We start from the raw sequence: 17615 nt of genomic DNA, 5'->3' as shown, positions 1-17615 counted from the left end.
GTGCCAAGCCCGGCATACGGGCTCTCGCAGCCGAGGCGTCGGCGCCGGCGCCCGGGTTGTCGACAGCGATCGCGGCGCCGGCGCCCGCGCCGGACGCACCCGCCATGCCATGGCTGGAGGAACTCCAGGGGCGCACGGTCGTCGTGAAGTTCGGCGGGAACGCCATGGTGGACCCGGCGCTGCACCGTACGTTCGCCCAGGACGTGGTGGAGCTGTGGCACGCGGGGCTGCGGCCCGTGGTGGTGCACGGCGGCGGACCGCAGATCAGCGCGTTGCTCGACCGGCTCGGCCTGGAGGTCCGCTTCGAGGCGGGGCTGCGGGTGACCACGCCGGAGACGATGGACGTCGTCCGCATGGTGCTCACCGGCCGGGTCCAGCGGGATCTCGTCGGAGCCATCAACGCCCACGGACCGTTCGCCGTGGGCCTGTCGGGCGAGGACGCGCACACGATGACCGCCGTGCGCCGGGCGGCCCTGGTGGACGGCCGGCCGGTGGACATCGGTCTGGTCGGCGACATCGTGGCCGTGGAGGCCGCGACGATCAGCACGCTCCTCGAACAGGGCCGCATCCCCGTCGTCTCGCCCGTCGCGCGCGGCGAGGACGGTCAGATCTACAACGTCAACGCCGACCTCGCGGCCTCGGCGCTGGCCGTGGCCCTCGGCGCGGACCGGCTGATGGTCATGACCGACGTCGAGGGTCTGTACGCGGACTGGCCGCACAGCACCGACGTCGTCGGCCGCCTGAACGCGACCGAACTGGCCGCGCTGCTCCCGGAGTTGGCCAGCGGCATGCTGCCCAAGATGGAGGGCTGCCTGCGGGCGGTCCGGGCGGGGGTCGGCCGTGCGCAGGTCATCGACGGCAGGGTGCCGCACGCGCTGCTGCGCGGCCTCTTCGCCGAGGACGCACCCGGCACCACGGTGGTGCCGGACGAAGCCGCCGGGCCCGAAACACCACACGGCGAGCAGAAGCCCAATCGTGCAGGTCCGGGCGCCAAGCACAGGCCCGGCCCCACAAGGCCGGGCGGTAAGCGGGGCGGCGCGTGACCACCGACCGCACGACCGCGCTCACCGACCGCTGGCGCGCGGTGATGATGGACACCTACGGCACGCCGCCGCTCGCCCTCGTCCGGGGTGAGGGCAGCACGGTGTGGGACGAGGCCGGCCGCGCGTACACGGACTTCACCGGCGGGATCGCGGTCAACGCGCTCGGGCACGCCCACCCCGGTCTGGTCGCCGCCGTACTGGCCCAGGCCGCCCGGCTCGGACATGTGTCGAACCTGACCCAGCGACGGGCAGTCTGCTGGTGCTCGACGAGGTGCAGACCGGGATCGGCCGCACCGGCCACTGGTTCGCGCACCAGGTGGAGCCGGGCCTGGAGCCCGACGTGATCACGCTCGCCAAGGGCCTCGGCGGTGGCCTGCCGATCGGCGCCACGATCGCCTTCGGCGCCGCCGCCGAGCTGCTGACCCCCGGCCAGCACGGATCGACCTTCGGCGGCAACCCGGTCGCGTGCGCGGCCGGGCTGGCCGTACTGGACGCGATCGGGAAGGAGAGGCTGCTCCCCCGGGTCACACGGGTGGGCGAGCGGCTGCGCACCGGCATCGGCAAGCTGGAGCACCCCCTCGTCCGCGAAGTGCGGGGCGCGGGGCTGCTCCTGGGCATCGTGCTCGCCGAGCCGTATGCCGCACACGTCCAACGAGCCGCACAGGACGCCGGGTTCCTCGTGAACGCGGCCGGCCCCGGAGTCGTACGCCTCGCCCCCGCACTCAACATCCCCGAGGAGAGAGCCGACGCCCTCCTCGCAGCCCTGCCCTCGATCCTCGACGCCGCGTACGGCACCGGCGGCGCGGCCTGATCGCGCGCGGGAGCGGTCGTGTCGAAAGGGGCGGGCCCTGTGCGGGGCCCGCCCCTTTCCCTTGCGGGGCTTACGCGATCTACAGGGTGCGGGCCAGGACGCGCGCACCACGGCCGGGGTCCAGGGTGCGCGCCCAGGCGGCCGGGGCTAGGTCCGGGCGGGACGGGACGAAGCCGTGGCCGAGGAAGAGCCGGCCGCTCCCGGTCGTCGCGGTGAACAGCATCGTCAGCGCACGGCCGCGGGCCCGGACGAAGGCCGCCTGCAAGAGGCGGCCGCCCATGCCGGAGCCCTGCCGGTGCGCGGCGACGCAGAAGTTGTAGAGGACGCCGTCCGTGGAGTGCCGGCTCAGGCCGAGACTGCCCTCGATGGTGCCGTCGGGGGCCTGGGCGACGAGGAAGTCGGTCGCCCGGGACAGGTACAGGGACAAGGGGCGCTCGCGGAGCGCGCCCAGGCGGACGAAGGGCCGGGAGAGGGCGGCCAGCGCGGGGCCGTCGCTCGCACACGCCGGCCGCACCATGAAGTCGGCGGATTCCCGCCGTCGGACGGCGTGGGTGCGGTGCGGCAGCGCGGCGAGGGCGGCAGGGGGCAGCGTGGCCGTGGTCAAGGCGTTCCTTCCTGGGGTCGCACCGTTCACGGGCGCGGGGCCGCCCCGGACGCGGCAAGGTCCAGGTGGCCGCAGTGTGCCGCCGCCCCGAGGGAACCTTCGAAGTGGGGCGGCTACCTGATCAGATGGCCAAGCCGGGTGCAGGGTTCCGGCAACGAGCGAGCTCGGCGCGGTCAGTGACGGGCCGTCAACTCACCGCACTCTCGCCGGGGTTACCCGCACGGGCGCCCGGGGTAGACGTGCGTCTCCGGGGTGCCGGCCTCGCGCATGCGGCGTACCACCTCGCCCAGCATCGTCCCGTCCACGTCACCCGCCTCATCGACGTCGTACGGAACGTTCAACTCCCGGTCGAAGACGACGCATTCGAAGGGTTCGGAGGTTTCGGCCGTGGCCCGGTGCCAGATCACCCAGCGCGTCGGGGCGTCGGCCGCCCCCCACAGCGGGGAGAGGCGTTCCAGGGTGTCCGTCCGACTGCTCACAATTTTTGTGCCTCCATTGCTTCTTGTCCCCGGGCGAAGGTCGCCACGGTCTCGATACCCCCCGATCCGATGGATCCTGGGTTGCCGGACGTGCGACACGTCAGGGCCACCGGACCCGTCATGCGCACCCGTCGGCGCCGGGCGTCAGGCGTCGACGGCCGTCGCGAGGGAGCGCGGGCGCAGGTCGGTCCAGTTGGACTCGATGAACTCCAGGCACGCGTCACGGCTCGACTCCTCCTTCGCGATCGTCCACCCTCCGGGGACCGCCGCGAAGGACGGCCACAGGGAGTGCTGGCCCTCCTCGTTCACGAGGACCAGAAAGCGGCCGTCGGCGTCGTCGAACGGGTTGGTGCTCATACGGGGTTCCTCCTGGAGCCCGGTGGGACCCGGCCCGCGGCCCGGACGCAGATGCGTATCCGGGCGGCAAGGGCCGCGCCCGTGGGGATGGTTGGTCGGGACGAGGTCGACCCTACGGCGAGCAACACTTAGGTTAGGCTCACCTAATAGTGGAGTTTAACGTTTCCCCTTCGTCGTCACAAGGAGGCCCCGATGCACGCACCCGGACCACGGCCGCCGAGCCCGGGCCCGGCCGAGGTCGCGGCCGACGTCGCGGCTGGCGTCGCGGCTGACGTCGCGGCTGACGTCGCGGCTGACGTCGCGGCCGGTTCCCCGGCCGGCCCGGAAAGCCCGTTCGACGCGTACGGTCTGCCCGGCCGGCCCGGAACCGATGCGTTCTGGGCGGCGGCGACCCCCGCCTATGTGCCCTCCGGCGACGGTGGTTGGGTCGCCCTGTTCCGGTGGCGGGGCGGCCCGGCGGTCGTCGAGTTCGAGAGCTGGTCGGATCCGGTGCCACTGGTGCGGTGGCGCTCCACGGAGTGCTGGTACGCCGAGGTGCGCATGCCCGCCCGGCTCCGGGTGACGTATCGGTTCCGGACGGACGACGGATCGTACGCCGACCCGTACAACCCGGCCGGGGCCGGCGGCGAGCGGTCCGTCACCGCCACCCCGGACGCGCCGCCGCAGCCGCACTGGCCGGCCGTCGACGCCGACGATGTGCTGCCGCTGCCCCGCGCCCGTCTCCGCTGGGCCAGTGCGCGGCTGGGCGGACGGCGCACCGTGCGGGTCCACCCGGTGGGCGGCGGCGGGCCTGCGGTGCTGCTGCTCGACGGGGACGACTGGCTCCATCTGCACCCGGCGATGACCGCGTTCGACACCGCTTTCGCCGCCGGCGAGATGCCCCCGGCCACGCTGGTCTTCGTGCCGGCCAAGGACCGGCTCGCCGAGTTCGGGTGCCGGCCGGAGTGGTGGGAGGCGGTACGGGACGAGCTGCTGCCACTGCTGGCAGAGGCCGAAGTCCCTGTGGATGCGGGCAAGTTGGTGGTTGTCGGGCAGAGCCTGGGGGGCCTGAGCGCGATGTACGCGGCGCTGGAGTTCCCGGAGTTGGTGAACCGTGTCGCCTGCCAGTCACCGTCATTCTGGTGGGCCCCCGGGGCCGAGAACCTGCCGGATCCGCTGGGCGGCCCGGTCGGCGGCGCCATCGCCGCGCGGCTGCGGGAGCGTCCCGCCCCGGCCGGGCTGCGGATCGCCTTCGACCTGGGCGAGCACGAGACGCGTATGCGGCCCCACTGCGAGCTGGTCGAGGCGCTCACCGAGCGGGCCGGGGCGTCCGTACGGATCTCGCGGTCGGCGGCGGGCCACGACCGGGCGGGCTGGCGCCAGGCGCTGCTCAGGGACGTCGCCTGGGCGCTGGGCTGACGAGCGGTCACGCTTGCAGCCTTGAGGGAGTTTGAGGACGAGCGCCCTCAAGGCGCGAACGGGGGTCCGGGGCGGAGCCCCAGGCAACCCCGTCGGCTACCGCGTCACCGCCAGACCGTACGCCTCGTCCGTCGCCAGCAGATTACGGTGGGTACCCTCGGCCGTGACGACTCCGTCGTCCACGACGAGGACCCGGTCGGCCGCGTCGAGGAGGGCCGGACTGCTGGTGATCACGACGGTGGTGCGGCCCCGGCGCAGCTCGGCGATGTTGCGGGCGATGAGCTGCTCGGTGACCGCGTCCACCGCCGTCGTCGGGTCGCGCAGCACGAGCACGTCCGTGGAGGCGGCCAACGCCCGCGCCAGGGACAGCCGTTGGCGCTGGCCTCCGGAGAGGTTGGAGCCCCGGTCGCGTACCTCGTAGTCGAGGCCCTCGCGGTGCAGGGCGACGACATCGGTCAGCAGGGACGCCCCGACCGCCTCGGGCAGCGTCCGGCTCGTGCCCGACGGGTCGATGTTGGAGCGGAGGGTCCCGGCGAAGATCTCCCCGTCGTAGGGGTTCACCAGGAGGTGCTCGCGGACCGAGTCGACCGTAAGACCCGCGAGCGGGCGGCCGCCGACCCGCACCACACCCTCGTACGCTTCCGGCGGGACCCGCACGGCGAGGATGGCGGCGAGGTCGGCCGCAGCGCGGGGCTCATACGCCGCGATCGCCGTGAACTCCCCCGCCGGGACATGGAACTTCAGCCTCTGCAAGGCCCCGTACCGGACGCAATCGATCTCCAAGTCCCCGCCCGGAGTGGCTTGTTCCGTGCCCGGCGCCGCCACCTGCGGGGCGGCGAGCACCAGGGCCATCCGCTCGGCCGACGCCCGCGCCATCATCACGTACTTCGGCATGTCCGAGAACTGCTTCAGCGGCTCCATGATGAACTGCGCGAGGCCCACCGCCATGACGAGCTGTCCCACGTCGATCCGCCCGTCGAAGGCGAGCCAGCCGGCCGTCAGGGTCACCGAGACGGCGAGGACCGCGTTCAGGCCGAGCGCGGTGCCCGCATACACGCCGTTGACGCGCGCGACGGTGATCGACTGCTCCTTGGCCTCCGTGCTGACCGTCCGGTACGAGCGGAACGCGGCGTGGTTGCCGCCGAAGCCGTGCAGCGGGCGCAGGCCGGTGATCAGGTCGGCGACCTTCGCACCCGCCCGGGCCACCCGGGCCTGCTGCTCCTTGGTGCTGCTGCCGATCCGCCGGGACATCAGGCTGAGGACCGAGAGGATCGCGACGGTTCCCACCATGACGAGCAGTCCGAGCCGCAGGCTCGCCGTGCCGAGCGCGACCGCCGCGATGACCAGCGAGATCATCGAGCTGACCAGGATCGGCACCACCTCCACGATGTCGGCGGTCTGGTCGGCGTCCTCGGTGGCGATGGTGAGCACCTCGCCGGACTTCAGACCGGTGTCCCGGGCCACCGGCTGGAGGCCGCAGGCCGCGACCCGCACCCTCCAGCGGTGCGCCTCGGTCGTGTTGGCCTTCTGCAGGATGCGCATGCCGAACCGCCACGACAGGGACACCGTCGTGATGATCACGGCGAGCGCGCCGATGGACAGGGCGAGCGACGTGGTGCTCCGCTCGCGCATCGTGTGCTCGACGATGAGCCCGAGCGCGATCGGGAAGGCGGTCTCACCGGCCTGGTAGAGGCTCATGAGGACGGTGCCCCAGGCCATGGCGCCGATGTTGCGGCGGATCGCCGTCCGGAGGATGCCGGATCCCGGGCGGCGGGATCGCTGGGCGTCAGGCATTGTCATCAAGGTGGCGGGCTATCGCTTCCGGGGTTCGCAGGGTCAGCAGATCACGGATCGTGATGACGGGGCCGAACTCCCGGCGCAGGAGCCCGACGAGCCGTACGGCCAGCATGGAGTGGCCGCCCAGGGAGTGGAAGTCCCCCACCGCGCTCACCTCGTCGTCGTCCAGGTCCAGGGTCTCGGCGAAGTACGCGCAGACCACGGTCTCGGTCTCGGTGTCCGGGCCGCGCTCACCGCCGGTGGTGAGCGCTCCCAGCGGCTTGGGTTCGGGAAGGGCCTTGGTGTCGGCCTTGCCGTTCACGGTCAGCGGGATGGCGTCCACCTGGGCGTAGTGCGTCGGGCGCAGGAAGTCCGGGAGCCCCGAACCGACCTCGGCCGCCACATCCGCGAGGTCGGCGCCGTCGAGCACGAGGTAGGCGGCCAGCCGGTGGGCGCCGTCGACCTGCGGGTCGCGCTGGGCGACGGCGGCGGCGAACCGGACCGCCGGGTGCGCGGCGAACGCGGCCTCGACTTCGCCCAGTTCCACCCGGTGCCCGCGGATCTTGACCTGCTGGTCGGTGCGGCCCAGGTACAGCAGGTTGCCGTCGGGGCGCCGGATCACCAGGTCGCCCGTGCGGTACATCCGCTCGCCGGGCTCGCCGAAGGGGTTCGCGACGAACCGGTGCGCGGTCTGGGCGGACTGCCCGAGGTAGCCCCGGGCGATGCCGATGCCCGAGACGTAGAGCTCGCCGGGCACGCCGTCCGGAAGGGGCCGCAGCCACGGGTCGAGTACGTACACGTCGGTGTTGTCGATCGCCACGCCCACCACCGGGTCGTGGCACTCGAAGGTGCCGACGCCCAGGGTGTTGATGGTGTATTCGGTCGGGCCGTACAGGTTGTAGCCCATGGTCCCCTCGGTGGCGGCGAGCCGATGCCACAGGGCCGGGGTGACCGACTCGCCGCCGAGCAGCACCAGCGCGGGGCGCCGGGCCGGGTCGGCGAGCAGGCCCTCCGCCACCAGTTGCTGGGCGTAGGTCGGGGTCACGTTGACGACGTCGATGCCGTGCTCTCCGCAGTACTCGACCAGGGCGGGCGCGTCGCGGCGCAGTTCCTCGTCGCAGATGTGCACCTCGTGGCCGTCGGCCAGCCACAGCAGCTCCTCCCACGACATGTCGAAGGCGAACGACACGGTGTGCGCGATCGTGAGGGTGCGGTGGCCGTGCTGGGCCAACACCGGTTCGAAAATGCGCTGCTGATGGTTGATCAGCATGTTGGTGAGTCCGGCGTACTCGGTCACCACGCCCTTGGGCTTCCCCGTCGAACCGGAGGTGTAGATCGTGTACGCGGGGTGGCGCAGACGGTGCGGGTCGTGGGGTGCGAAGGTCGTGAACGGCTCGGCCGCCGGCAGCGGCCGGTCCAGTTCGATCAGCTCACCGGTGAGCCGTCGCGATACGGCGCTGACGGTGAGGACCACGTCCGGGCGGGCGTCCTCGACGATCGCGGCGATCCGCTCGTCGGGGTGGTCCAGCTCCAGGGGTACGTAGGCGGCTCCCGTGCGCAGCACCGCGAACAGCGCCACGATCGAGTCGAGGGAGCGCGGGACGGCGATGCCGACGGTCCGCTCGGGGCCGATGCCCCGCCCTGCGAGCACACCCGCCAACTGGCGGCTGCGGTCGCGGAGTTCGGCGAAGGTCATACTCCGGCCGTGGGAGACGAGCGCGGTGCGTCCGGGGGCCTTGTCGGCGGCCAGGTCGAAGCGGTCGACCACGGTGTCGGTGCCGATGTCCGTGCGGACGGCGGGCTCGGGTGACGCCCCGAGGCCGGGGAGCGCGCCCACCGGCCCGGTCGATGCGGCGAGGTCCGCGAGGACGCGCACATAGTCGTCGAGGAGGCGGCGGGCGCTGTCGCTGTCGCCGTGGCGGTGCTCCAGTTTGACCGTGAGGTGCTCGCCCGGGGTGACGACCCAGGTGAACGGGTAGTGGGTGGAGTCGTCGGACTGCACTCCGGTGATGCCGTGGTGGGCGTTCATCTCGGCGAACGCGTCCATGTCCAGGAAGTTCTGGAGCACGAAGAGGCTGTCGAACAGGGTGTCGTGGCCGGCGGCCCGCTGGATCTCGCCGAGGCCGAGGTGCTCGTGCTCCATGGCCGCGACGCGGGCGCTCTGCACCGCCGTCAGGTACGCCCGGACGGTGTCACCCGGCCGGGGCCGCGTCCACATCGGCACCGTGTTGAGCAGCACGCCGACGACGTCGGACAGGCCCTCGCCCTCACGGCCGGAGACGGTCACGCCGAACACCGCGTCACTGCGGCCCGTATGCGCGCCGAGGAGCAGTCCGAACGCGCCGGTCAGGACGGAGTTCAGGGTGACGCCGTGGGTCTTGGCCGCCTCCCGCAGGAGGGCCGACTGCTCGGCGGAGAGGGTGTGGACGAGCGCGGGCGGCAGATCGTCGCGGAGGGCCGGCGCCGGCCCGGCGAGCAGGGTCGGGCCGGAGAGCCCGGCCAGGTGGTCGGCCCAGAACCGCTCCGAGACCACCTGGTCCTTGGCGGCGATCGCCCGGGCGTACTCCTCGAACCCGGGCGTCGCGGGATCGGTCACCGCCCGCTCGCCGGCGAGGACGGCCTCGTACGCGGTGAACAGGTCACGCAGCACGATCTCGCGGGACCAGCCGTCCCACAGCAGCAGGTGGTAGCTGAGGAGCAGGCCGTCGCGGCCGTCCGGGAGCCGGATCACGGTCAGCCGGATCAGCGGTGGTTCGGCCGGGTCGAATCCGGTGGCGCGGTCGCGGACGCGCAGGGCCGCCACGTCGGCGTCGGTGGACAGCTCGACGGTGTGGACGTCGATGCGCCGGCCCGCCGTGAGGAGCTGGACCGGGTTGCCGTCGGCGTCGGTGCCGAAGCCCGCGCCGACCACCGGGTGCCGGGCGATCACCGCGGCCATGGCCTCGGCGAGCGCGTCGGTGTCCAGGCGCCGGTCGAAGGCGAAGTAGCTCTGCGCGACGTACTGTCCGGCCGAGCCCGCGAGCTGGGCCTGGAAGTACAGGCCCCGCTGGAGCGGGGTGACCGGTGCGGTGCGCTCGGCGGTCACGGCCCGGCCCGCGATGGTCTCCAGGGCGCGCGTCCAGTGCGCGGTGATCGCGTCGGGAATCTCGTCGGCGAGGGTGAAGGCGGCGTGCAGGCTGCCGGTGGCCGCGTCGGTCCAGGCGTTGACCTCCACGGCGTACGGGCTGCCCTGATCGCCGCCGGTGATGTGGGGTACGTCCGATTCGCCGCCCCGGCCGAGGTAGTTGAACAGCACTTGCGGGCGGGCCGTGAGGAGCGGCGCGGTCTGCGGGTTGAGGTGGCGCAGCCGGCCATAGGCGAGGTGTCCGGCCTCGTCGGGCTGGCGCTCGGCGAGTTCGCGGGCGGCGGCGACGGGGTCGGTGTGCGCGGTGAGCCGGACGGGCGCGATGGCGGTGAACCAGCCGACGGTACGGGTGTAGTCGTGGTGCTCCGCCACCGGCACGCGGCCGTGCCGTTCCAGCTCGATCGCGAGGTCGGAGGGTGTTGCCTGGACCTCGGTCAGGGCGGTGCGCAGGGCGCCGCACAGCAGCTCGGTCGGAGCCACGCCGAGGGCGGCGGGCGCGGTACGCGTCACCTGGTCGCTCACCTCGGGCCCGAGCACCACCGTGGTGGAGCGCAGGGCGCCCACCGAGGGCAGCAGCGCGGGCGCCCGGAGCGTGTCGATCCAGTGCCCGAGGTCCCTGGTGTCGGCGGCGGCGCGCAGGGCCCCAGCCTCGGCGTACTCGGCGTAGGAGGTGGTCGCAGGGGCGAGGGGCTCCCCGCGCAGGGCGGCGGCCATGTCGTCGAGCAGGATCAGCCAGGACACCGCGTCGACCGCGATGTGGTGGACGGTGATCACGAGGGTGCCGGTCGCGGTGAGCCGGGAGAACGCGATGACGTTCCCCGACTCGGGGTCGAGGGTCGCCGCGGCCTCGTTGGCGGCGGTGTCGGCGTCCGCCGCGTCGGTGTCGACGAGGACAGCCGCACGGGCGGGTTCGGTGCGCAGGCTCCACACGCCGTGCTCGGTGGTCAGCCGCATCCGCAGCGCGGGGTGGGCGGCGAGGACCGCGGTGGCGGCGCGCTCGATGTCGGCGGGCGTGGTGCCCTCGGCGGGCTCCAGCGTCCGGGCCTGGGCGAACCGGTCGAGGGAGCCGCCCAGTTCACGCTGGCGCAGGATGATCGGCGTGGCCGGCAGCGGGCCGTCCTCGCGGGGCGCGGGCCCGGCCGGGGCCTTCTGCGGGGTCCGGGTGCCGAGGAGCTCGGCGAGAGCGCGCGGCGTCTTGTGCAGGAACACGTCGCGGGGCGCGATCGGCAGGCCGAGCGCCCTGGCCCGGTTGACCACGGTGATGGCGACGATGCTGTCGCCGCCGGCGCCGAAGAAGTCGGTGTCGGCGTCCGCGCCCGGGTGGTTCAGCGTGTCGGCGAAGACGCCGACGAGCACGGACAGGGCGGAGGCGGCCAGGACGGAGTCGCGGACGACGGAGGCGGGCGGGGCGGAGGCGGTGCCGACGGAGGCGGGCGGGGCGGAGGCGGTGCCTGCCGCCGGTGTCCCGCCACCGACCGCCGGTGTCCCGTCACCGGCCAGGAGTGGCCCGTCGCCGGCCACCGGCGTCTCGGCCCGTGCGGCCCGCGCGGCCCGCGCGATCAACGCCCTGCGATCGAGCTTGCCGTTGACGGTCAGCGGCAGCGCGTCCAGCCTCAGGACCCGGCCCGGCACCATGTGCACGGGCAGCTTCGCGGCCAAAAGCGCGGAGAGTTCGCCCGGCACCCGGCCCACGACATGCGCGACCAGGTGGTCGCCGCTGTCCGCGACGGTGACGGCCACATCGGTCACGCCCGCGAGGCCGCGGATCGCGGACTCGACCTCGCCGAGTTCGATGCGGAAGCCCTTGAGCTGGACCTGGTCGTCGGCGCGGCCGATGAACTCCAGCCGGCCGTCGAGGGTGCGGCGGGCCAGATCACCCGTGTGATACATGCGGGTGCCGTCGTTGGTGAACGGGTTCGCCACGAACCGGCCTGCGGTGAGGCCCGGCCGGCCCAGATAGCCGAGCGCCACCTGGTCGCCCGCCACGTAGATGGCGCCCTCCTGCCCCGGCGGCACCGGCGCGAGCCGGTCGTCGAGAAGGTGGGTGACCAGGCCCGGCAGGGGGCCGCCGATCGGGCTGACGTCGTGACCGTGCGCACAGTCCTCGCCCTGTACGAAGCCCTGGCCGTGCACGGAGTCCTCGCTGTGCACACCGTCCTCGCCGCGCACGCAGCCCTCGCCGTGCGCGAAGTCGTCGTCGGTCAGTACCCGGTGGGTCACATGGACGGTGGTCTCGGTGATCCCGTACATGTTGACGAGTTCGGGCGAGGCGGTGCCGTACCGCTCGACCCAGCCGCGCAGCCGCCCGAGATCGAGGGCCTCGCCGCCGAAGACGACCCTACGCAGCCGGGTGAGGAGTTCGGCGGCGAGCCGGTCGGCCTCGATGAACTGGTAGAAGGCCGACGGGGTCTGGTTGAGCACGGTGACGCCGCGTTCGCGGACCAGGCGGTGGAAGTCCACGGGTGAGCGGGTCAACCCGTAGTCCGGAACGAGCAGTTCGGCGCCGCGGGCCAGGGCGCCCCACAGCTCCCAGACCGCGAAGTCGAAGGAGTACGAGTGGAACTGCACCCACACGTCACCCGGGCCGCAGTCCATGTCCGGCCGGGTGTTGGCGAGCAGGGTCACCACGCTGGAGTGCGGAACGACAACGCCCTTGGGCCGGCCGGTGGAGCCGGAGGTGTAGATGACGTACGCCGGGTCGTGCCAGGTTACGGAGGGAGCTGCCAACTCCGAGTCGCCGGACGGTACTTCATCGCCCTGCACCAGGACACGGGCCGTGACGCCGGCCTTCGCCAGGAGTTCCGTGAAGCGTTCCCGCTGCTCCGGGTCGACGAGGACGACCTGCGGCGCGGCGTCCGCGAGGACGTACGCGAGGCGCTCGTCCGGGTAGGCCGTGTCGAGCGGCACGTAGGCGCCGCCCGCGCTGACGATCGCGACCAGCGCGGTCACCTGCTCGATGGTGCGCGGGACCGCTACGGCGACCCGCCGGCCGGGCCGGACGCCGGCCGCGCGCAGGGTGGCGGCCAACTCGTCCTTGGCGGCGGCGAGTTCGCCGTAGGTCAGCGACCGGGTGGCGCCGTCGAGCGCGCACTGGGTGACGGCGGTGGCGGCCGGGTCGCGGCGGGCCGCCGCGTCGAACAGCTCCCCGAGCGTGGCCGGGGGGACCCTCGCCGGGCTGCGGGTTCCGCTGGGCACGAGGTCGGCGGCCGGTGCGTCGGGCCGGTCGAGGAGGCCGGTGAGGGTGTCACTGAAACGGCGGAGGATGTCCTGCGCCGCGCCCTCCCGCAGTAGTGCCCCGTCGTAGATCAGGTTGAAGCGGGGCCGCCCGTCCAGGGCGCGCTCCACGACCAGTGTGAGCGGGTAGTGCGGGGCCCCCTCGTTGACGAGGCCGGTGACGGCGAGGGTGTCGCCGGGGCGGCGCAGGGCGGTGACGTCGGTCGCCACGTCGAAGACCACGAGGGTGTCGAAGAGGGAGCCGACGCCGGCCTGCCGGCCGATCCGGGCCAGCGAGACGTGCTGGTGGGCCACGACCGCGCCCTGGTGGTCGCGCACCGAGGACAGCAGCTCGCGTCCCGTGGTGTCGGCGTCCCAACGGGCGCGCAGCGGAACGGTGTTGATGAACAGGCCGACCATCTCGCCGATGCCGGGTACGTCCGCGTCGCGGCCGGAGACCGTGGAGCCGAACAGCACGTCCGGGGAGTTCAGAAGGGAGCCCAGGGTCAGGGCCCAGGCGCTGTGCACGGCCACGCTCAGCGTGACGCCGGCGGCCCGGGCGGCCGCGTCGACGTCGAGCGCCGGCTCCACGCATGTGTCGGCGAACCGTTCCGAGGGGGTGTGGCCCTTCGCGACGAGGGAGGGGCCGGTCAGCTCCGCGAGTTCGGCGGCCCATGCGCGGTCGCTCTCGTCGGCGTCACGGCCGGCGAGCCAGGCGACGTAGTCGGGGAAGCCGCTCAGCGGGTACGCGCCGCCCGGCGTGTGGTACTCGGCGAGCAGCGCGCGCAGCATCGGCGGCACCGACCAGCCGTCGGCGATGATGTGGTGCACGGTCTGCACCAGGACGGCGCGGCCCGCCGCCGGGTCGCGGAAGAGCGTGAACCGCATGAGCGGGCCGGTGGCCAGGTCGAAGCCGGCCCGGCGGTCCCGCTCGGCGTGCGCGCGGATCTCGTCGTCGGTGATGCCGGGGTGGTCGATCGTGGTGAAGGGTGCCTCTGCGCCGCCATCCAGGACGGAGACGACACGGCCGTCGGCGAGCGCGGTGAACCGTGCGGCGAGGTTGGGGTACAGGGCGAACAGCCGGGTCGCCGCCGACGCGAGGCGGCCGGTGTCCACTTCGCCTTCCAGCGTGAGGAGTTGCTGTTCGACGTAGCTGCCGGAGGAGTCGTCGTCGAAGACCGAGTGGAAGTACAGGCCTTCCTGGAGCGGGGTCAGCGGAAGGACGTCGCGCAGCTCGGGTCCTTCCAGGGCGTCGACGTCGGCCTGGCTCAGCCGGACCAGCGGGAAGTCGCTGGGCGTGTGGCCGCCCTGGTCGAGCGCGGCGAGACCGGCGAGGGCGGCCCGGTAGTGGCCGCCCAGCGTTTCCACGTCCGCGTCGTCGAACATCCCCTCGGGCCAGGAGACGGTGGTGACGAGTTCGTACGCTCCGCAGGCGGCGGGCTCGGCGATGGCGTTGAACTCCAGGGCGCGCGGCAGGCGCATCCGTGGGTCGCGCTTCTCACCCAACTGGCCGGTGGCGGCCGCCGGTTGCCAGTCCTGGGCGGTGCCGGCGTCGAAGCGGCCCAGGTAGTTGAAGAGGATCTGGGGGGCGGGGGTGGTGAAGGCGGCGCCGGCCAGGTGGCGCAGGACCCCGTAGGAGAGGCCGTTGCCGGGGACGCGCGCGAGGTCCTCCTTGACGGCCTTGAGGGCGGCGGCGAGGTAGTCGGGGGCGGTGAAGTCCTCGGTGGCGCCCGGGTCCACGGTCACCGGGAAGAGGGTGGTGAACCAGCCGACGGTCCGCGACAGTTCGGGTTCCACGCCGGCGGCGGCCGTCACGGGGCGGGTTTCGCGTCCGTGGCCTTCGAGTTCGATGTGCGCGAACGTCTGCTCCTGCCCCCGGTCGCGGCGCCATCGGGCGAGGGCGACGGCGAGCGCGGTGAGCAGCACGTCGTTGACGCCCGCGTGGAACCTGGCGGGGACCTCGCCGAGCAGCGCCGCCGTGGGGCCGGCGCCGAGCGTGAACGTCCGCTCCCGCTCCCGTGCGACGGTGTCGGTCTCGGCCGGCTCCCGCCTGCCGAGCCGCTCGTCCGGTCCGGGCAGGGGGCGCTCGTAGAAGGAGCGGTCCTCGTCGAAGGACGTGCTTTCCAGGAGCTGGGTCCAGCGCCTGAACGACGTTCCCACCGGGGGCAGTTCGATGGCCTCGCCCGCGGATGCCTGACGCCAGGCCGTGGCCAGGTCGTCCATCAGGACGCGCCAGGAGACCCCGTCGATCACGACGTGGTGGACGACGACGACCAGCTGGCGTGCCGCGCGGCGCCAGACGGCCCGCAGCATGACGCCGTGGTCCGGGTCGAGCCCGGCGGCGGCGAGGGCCACACAGGCGTCGAGCGGGCCCTCGCTCTGCTGCCAGTCGGCCTGCGCACCGTCGGCCGCCGGGATGTCGAAGCTCCAGTGGTCCCCGCGTACCAGGCGGGCGCGCAGCATGTCGTGCCGGGCCACGACGGAGGCGAGGAGGGCGTCGAGGGTGTCGGCGGTGAGCTCCGCCGGGGTGTTCAGGACGACCGACTGGACGAAGCCGTCGATGGCGTCGGTGGTCTCGCCGAGCCACCGCACGATGGGCGACCCGGTCACGGGGCCGGTGGCCACGTCGTCGTGGTCCACGCGCGCCGTGTCCTCGCGGCCGGCGACCGCGGCGAGGGCGCCGAGGACGCTGTTGGCGAAGATCTGCCCCGCGGAGACGTAGAGGCCCGCCTCGCGCAGTGTGCTCAGGAGGGAGATCGCGAGGATGCTGTCGCCGCCGAGCGCGAAGAAGTCCTGGTCGACGCCGACTTCGTCGAGGCGCAGGACGGCGGCGACGGCCGTGCACACGGCACGTTCGTTGTCGGTGGAGGGCCGCAGGGACGAGCCGGTGCCGATCTCGGGTTCGGGCAGCGCGCGCCGGTCCAGCTTGCCGTTGGCGGTGAGCGGGAACTCCCTCATCACGACGATGTGGGCGGGCACCATGTACGCGACCATGTGGCCGGCGGCCCAGTCCTTGAGCTCGTCCGCCCGCAGCCCTTCGCTGCCGGCGGCGGGGATCACGTACCCCACGAGGTAGGTGCCGCCCGCACTGTTCTGTTTCGCTACGACACAGGTGTGCCGCACGCCGGGGTGCTCGGCGAGAGCGGCCTCGACGTCTTCGAGTTCGAGGCGCATGCCGCGGATCTTGACCTGGTTGTCGGCGCGGCCGAGGAAGTCGAGGGAGCCGTTCGGGGCGTACCGGGCGAGGTCGCCGGTCCGGTAGAGCCGCGAGCCGTCGTCGGCGAAGGGGTTGGCCACGAAGCGTGCGGCGGTCAGGCCCGGTGCGTTCACGTAGCCGCGCCCCAACAGGAAGCCGCCTACGTAGAGTTCGCCGCCGACGCCGACCGGGACCGGGCGCAGCTCGTCGTCGAGGACGTACAGCTGGGTGTTGGGATTGGCCTTGCCGATCGAGGTCGACAGGCGTTCCGCCGTGTCCCGGTAGATGACGTGGGAGACGCCGATGGTCGTCTCGGCCGGCCCGTAGCCGTGGTACATGGGGATGCCGAGGCGGGTACGGAAGCGTTCGTACAGCTCGGGGGTGAGCACTTCGCCGCCGCACCACACGTGCCGCAGGCTGTCCAGGCGGCCGGAGTCGCCCGCGATCTCCAGGAGGACGTCGAGCATGGACGACACGAGGTAGGTGAAGGTGACGCGCTGCTCGGCGATGACGCTCAGCATGTGGTGCGGGTCGCGTTCGCCGCCGGGGCGCAGGACGACGAGACGGCCGCCGCACACCAGCGGCAGGAAGATCTCGTTGATGGATATGTCGAAGGACAGCGGCGCCTTGAAGAGCGAGGCGTCGTCGTGGCCGAAGCCCAGGATCTCCTCGACCTGCCACAGCAGGCGCTCGCTGATCGCCTCGTGGCGGATCATCGCGCCCTTGGGCCGGCCGGTCGAGCCGGACGTGAAGATCACATAGGCGAGGGCGTCACCCCGGACGGCGATCTCGGGGCCCTCGGCGGGGTGGTCGTCGTAGCGCCACTCGTCGAGGTCGACGGCCGCGGCGGCCGGTTCGGCGGGGTCGTGGTCGCCGGTGGCGTTGAGCTGGAGCGCGACGCGCGCGTCGTCGATGACGACGGCGCGGCGGGCGGCCGGCCACTGCGGATCGAGCGGTACGAACGCGCAGCCGGCCTGCACCACACCGAGCAGGCCGATCACCATGTCGGCCGAGCGGCCGAGCGAGATGCCGACGACCTGCTCGGCACTGAGCCCGCGCCCTCGCAGGTGGTGAGCCAACTGAGCGGACTTCTGCGCTACTTGACGGTACGTCAGTGAGCGGCGCTCGTCGACGACGGCGATCGCGTCCGGCCTCAGCCGGGCCTGTTCGCGGAACATCTCCACGATGGTCGGCCGGACCCGGTCGGCATCGGTGTCGTTCCACCGGGCGAGGGTGGTGAGCCGCTCCCGCGCATCGCAGGGGCCGATGGTGCCCAGGGACCGGTCCGGGAAGTCGGCCAGGTCGTCGAGGGCGAGCTGCGCTTCGGAGACCGGGATGCCTTCGGGGACGGTGATGCGGATGCCGTCCGGGGTGGGCTTTCCGACCTCCCAACCGCCGGGCGCGGCGCTGCCGTTGTCGACCCAGCCGATGAGGTCCGTGAACAGTGTGCCGGGTGCGAGCTCAAGGCCCTCGGGGCTGCGCCCCGTCGCCCAGTACGCCAGGCCGATGGCTGCCGCTTCGGCGATGGTCCGGTCGGGGATGGTCCGGTCGGGGATGGTCCGGTCGGCGAAGGTCCGGTCGGCGAAGGTCCGGTCGGCGAAGGTCCGGTCGGGG

Annotated in this window: 7 protein-coding genes and 1 pseudogene; 3 read left to right on the top strand and 5 right to left on the bottom strand. The window is 73.1% G+C overall.

All coding sequences use genetic code 11. From position 1 onward, the window contains the following. The first annotated feature begins 104 nt into the window (after window positions 1-104). Together argB and AB0D31_RS08840 are read left to right on the top strand one after the other, a co-directional pair. Complete coding sequence (argB, locus tag AB0D31_RS08845; RefSeq protein ID WP_362719028.1) at window positions 105-1043, top strand: acetylglutamate kinase; 939 nt, start codon at window positions 105-107, stop codon at window positions 1041-1043. 44 nt (window positions 1044-1087) lie between these two features. After that, window positions 1088-1854, top strand: a pseudogene (locus tag AB0D31_RS08840) (aminotransferase class III-fold pyridoxal phosphate-dependent enzyme). A 79-nt stretch (window positions 1855-1933) separates the two neighbouring features. On the opposite strand, the gene AB0D31_RS08835 reads toward AB0D31_RS08840, so the two are convergent. The 3 genes from AB0D31_RS08835 to AB0D31_RS08825 form a co-directional block, all read right to left on the bottom strand. After that, entirely contained in the window at window positions 1934-2458 is a 525-nt protein-coding gene (locus AB0D31_RS08835; protein WP_362719025.1) for a GNAT family N-acetyltransferase, read from the bottom strand. Between the two features lie 212 nt (window positions 2459-2670). Continuing rightward, window positions 2671-2937: a hypothetical protein gene (locus AB0D31_RS08830; protein WP_362719022.1), complete on the bottom strand. Its 267-nt coding sequence runs from the start codon at window positions 2935-2937 to the stop codon at window positions 2671-2673. A gap of 144 nt (window positions 2938-3081) precedes the next feature. Then, window positions 3082-3294: an MbtH family protein gene (locus tag AB0D31_RS08825; protein WP_362719020.1), complete on the bottom strand. Its 213-nt coding sequence runs from the start codon at window positions 3292-3294 to the stop codon at window positions 3082-3084. A 192-nt stretch (window positions 3295-3486) separates the two neighbouring features. Between AB0D31_RS08825 and AB0D31_RS08820 the strand changes: the two genes are divergently transcribed. After that, window positions 3487-4692 (top strand): alpha/beta fold hydrolase, encoded by a 1206-nt coding sequence (locus AB0D31_RS08820; protein WP_362719017.1) that lies wholly within the window; start codon window positions 3487-3489, stop codon window positions 4690-4692. Window positions 4693-4788: 96 nt separating this feature from the next. Here AB0D31_RS08820 and AB0D31_RS08815 read toward each other — a convergent pair whose 3' ends face one another. Next, the gene (locus AB0D31_RS08815) at window positions 4789-6492 is read right to left on the bottom strand and encodes an ABC transporter ATP-binding protein (protein WP_362719015.1); all 1704 of its coding nucleotides are present in this window, start codon (window positions 6490-6492) and stop codon (window positions 4789-4791) included. After that, on the bottom strand, window positions 6479-17557 hold the full coding sequence (locus AB0D31_RS08810) for an amino acid adenylation domain-containing protein (protein WP_362719156.1): 11079 nt from the start codon (window positions 17555-17557) through the stop codon (window positions 6479-6481). Before AB0D31_RS08810 ends, AB0D31_RS08815 begins: the two co-directional genes overlap by 14 nt. Window positions 17558-17615 lie beyond the last annotated feature (58 nt).

Origin of the sequence: Streptomyces sp. NPDC048361, from assembly GCF_040651795.1 — a bacterium.
Lineage (GTDB): Bacteria > Actinomycetota > Actinomycetes > Streptomycetales > Streptomycetaceae > Streptomyces.
Note: the sequence above shows the minus strand (reverse complement) of the source record. Positions and strands in the feature narration are given on the sequence as shown.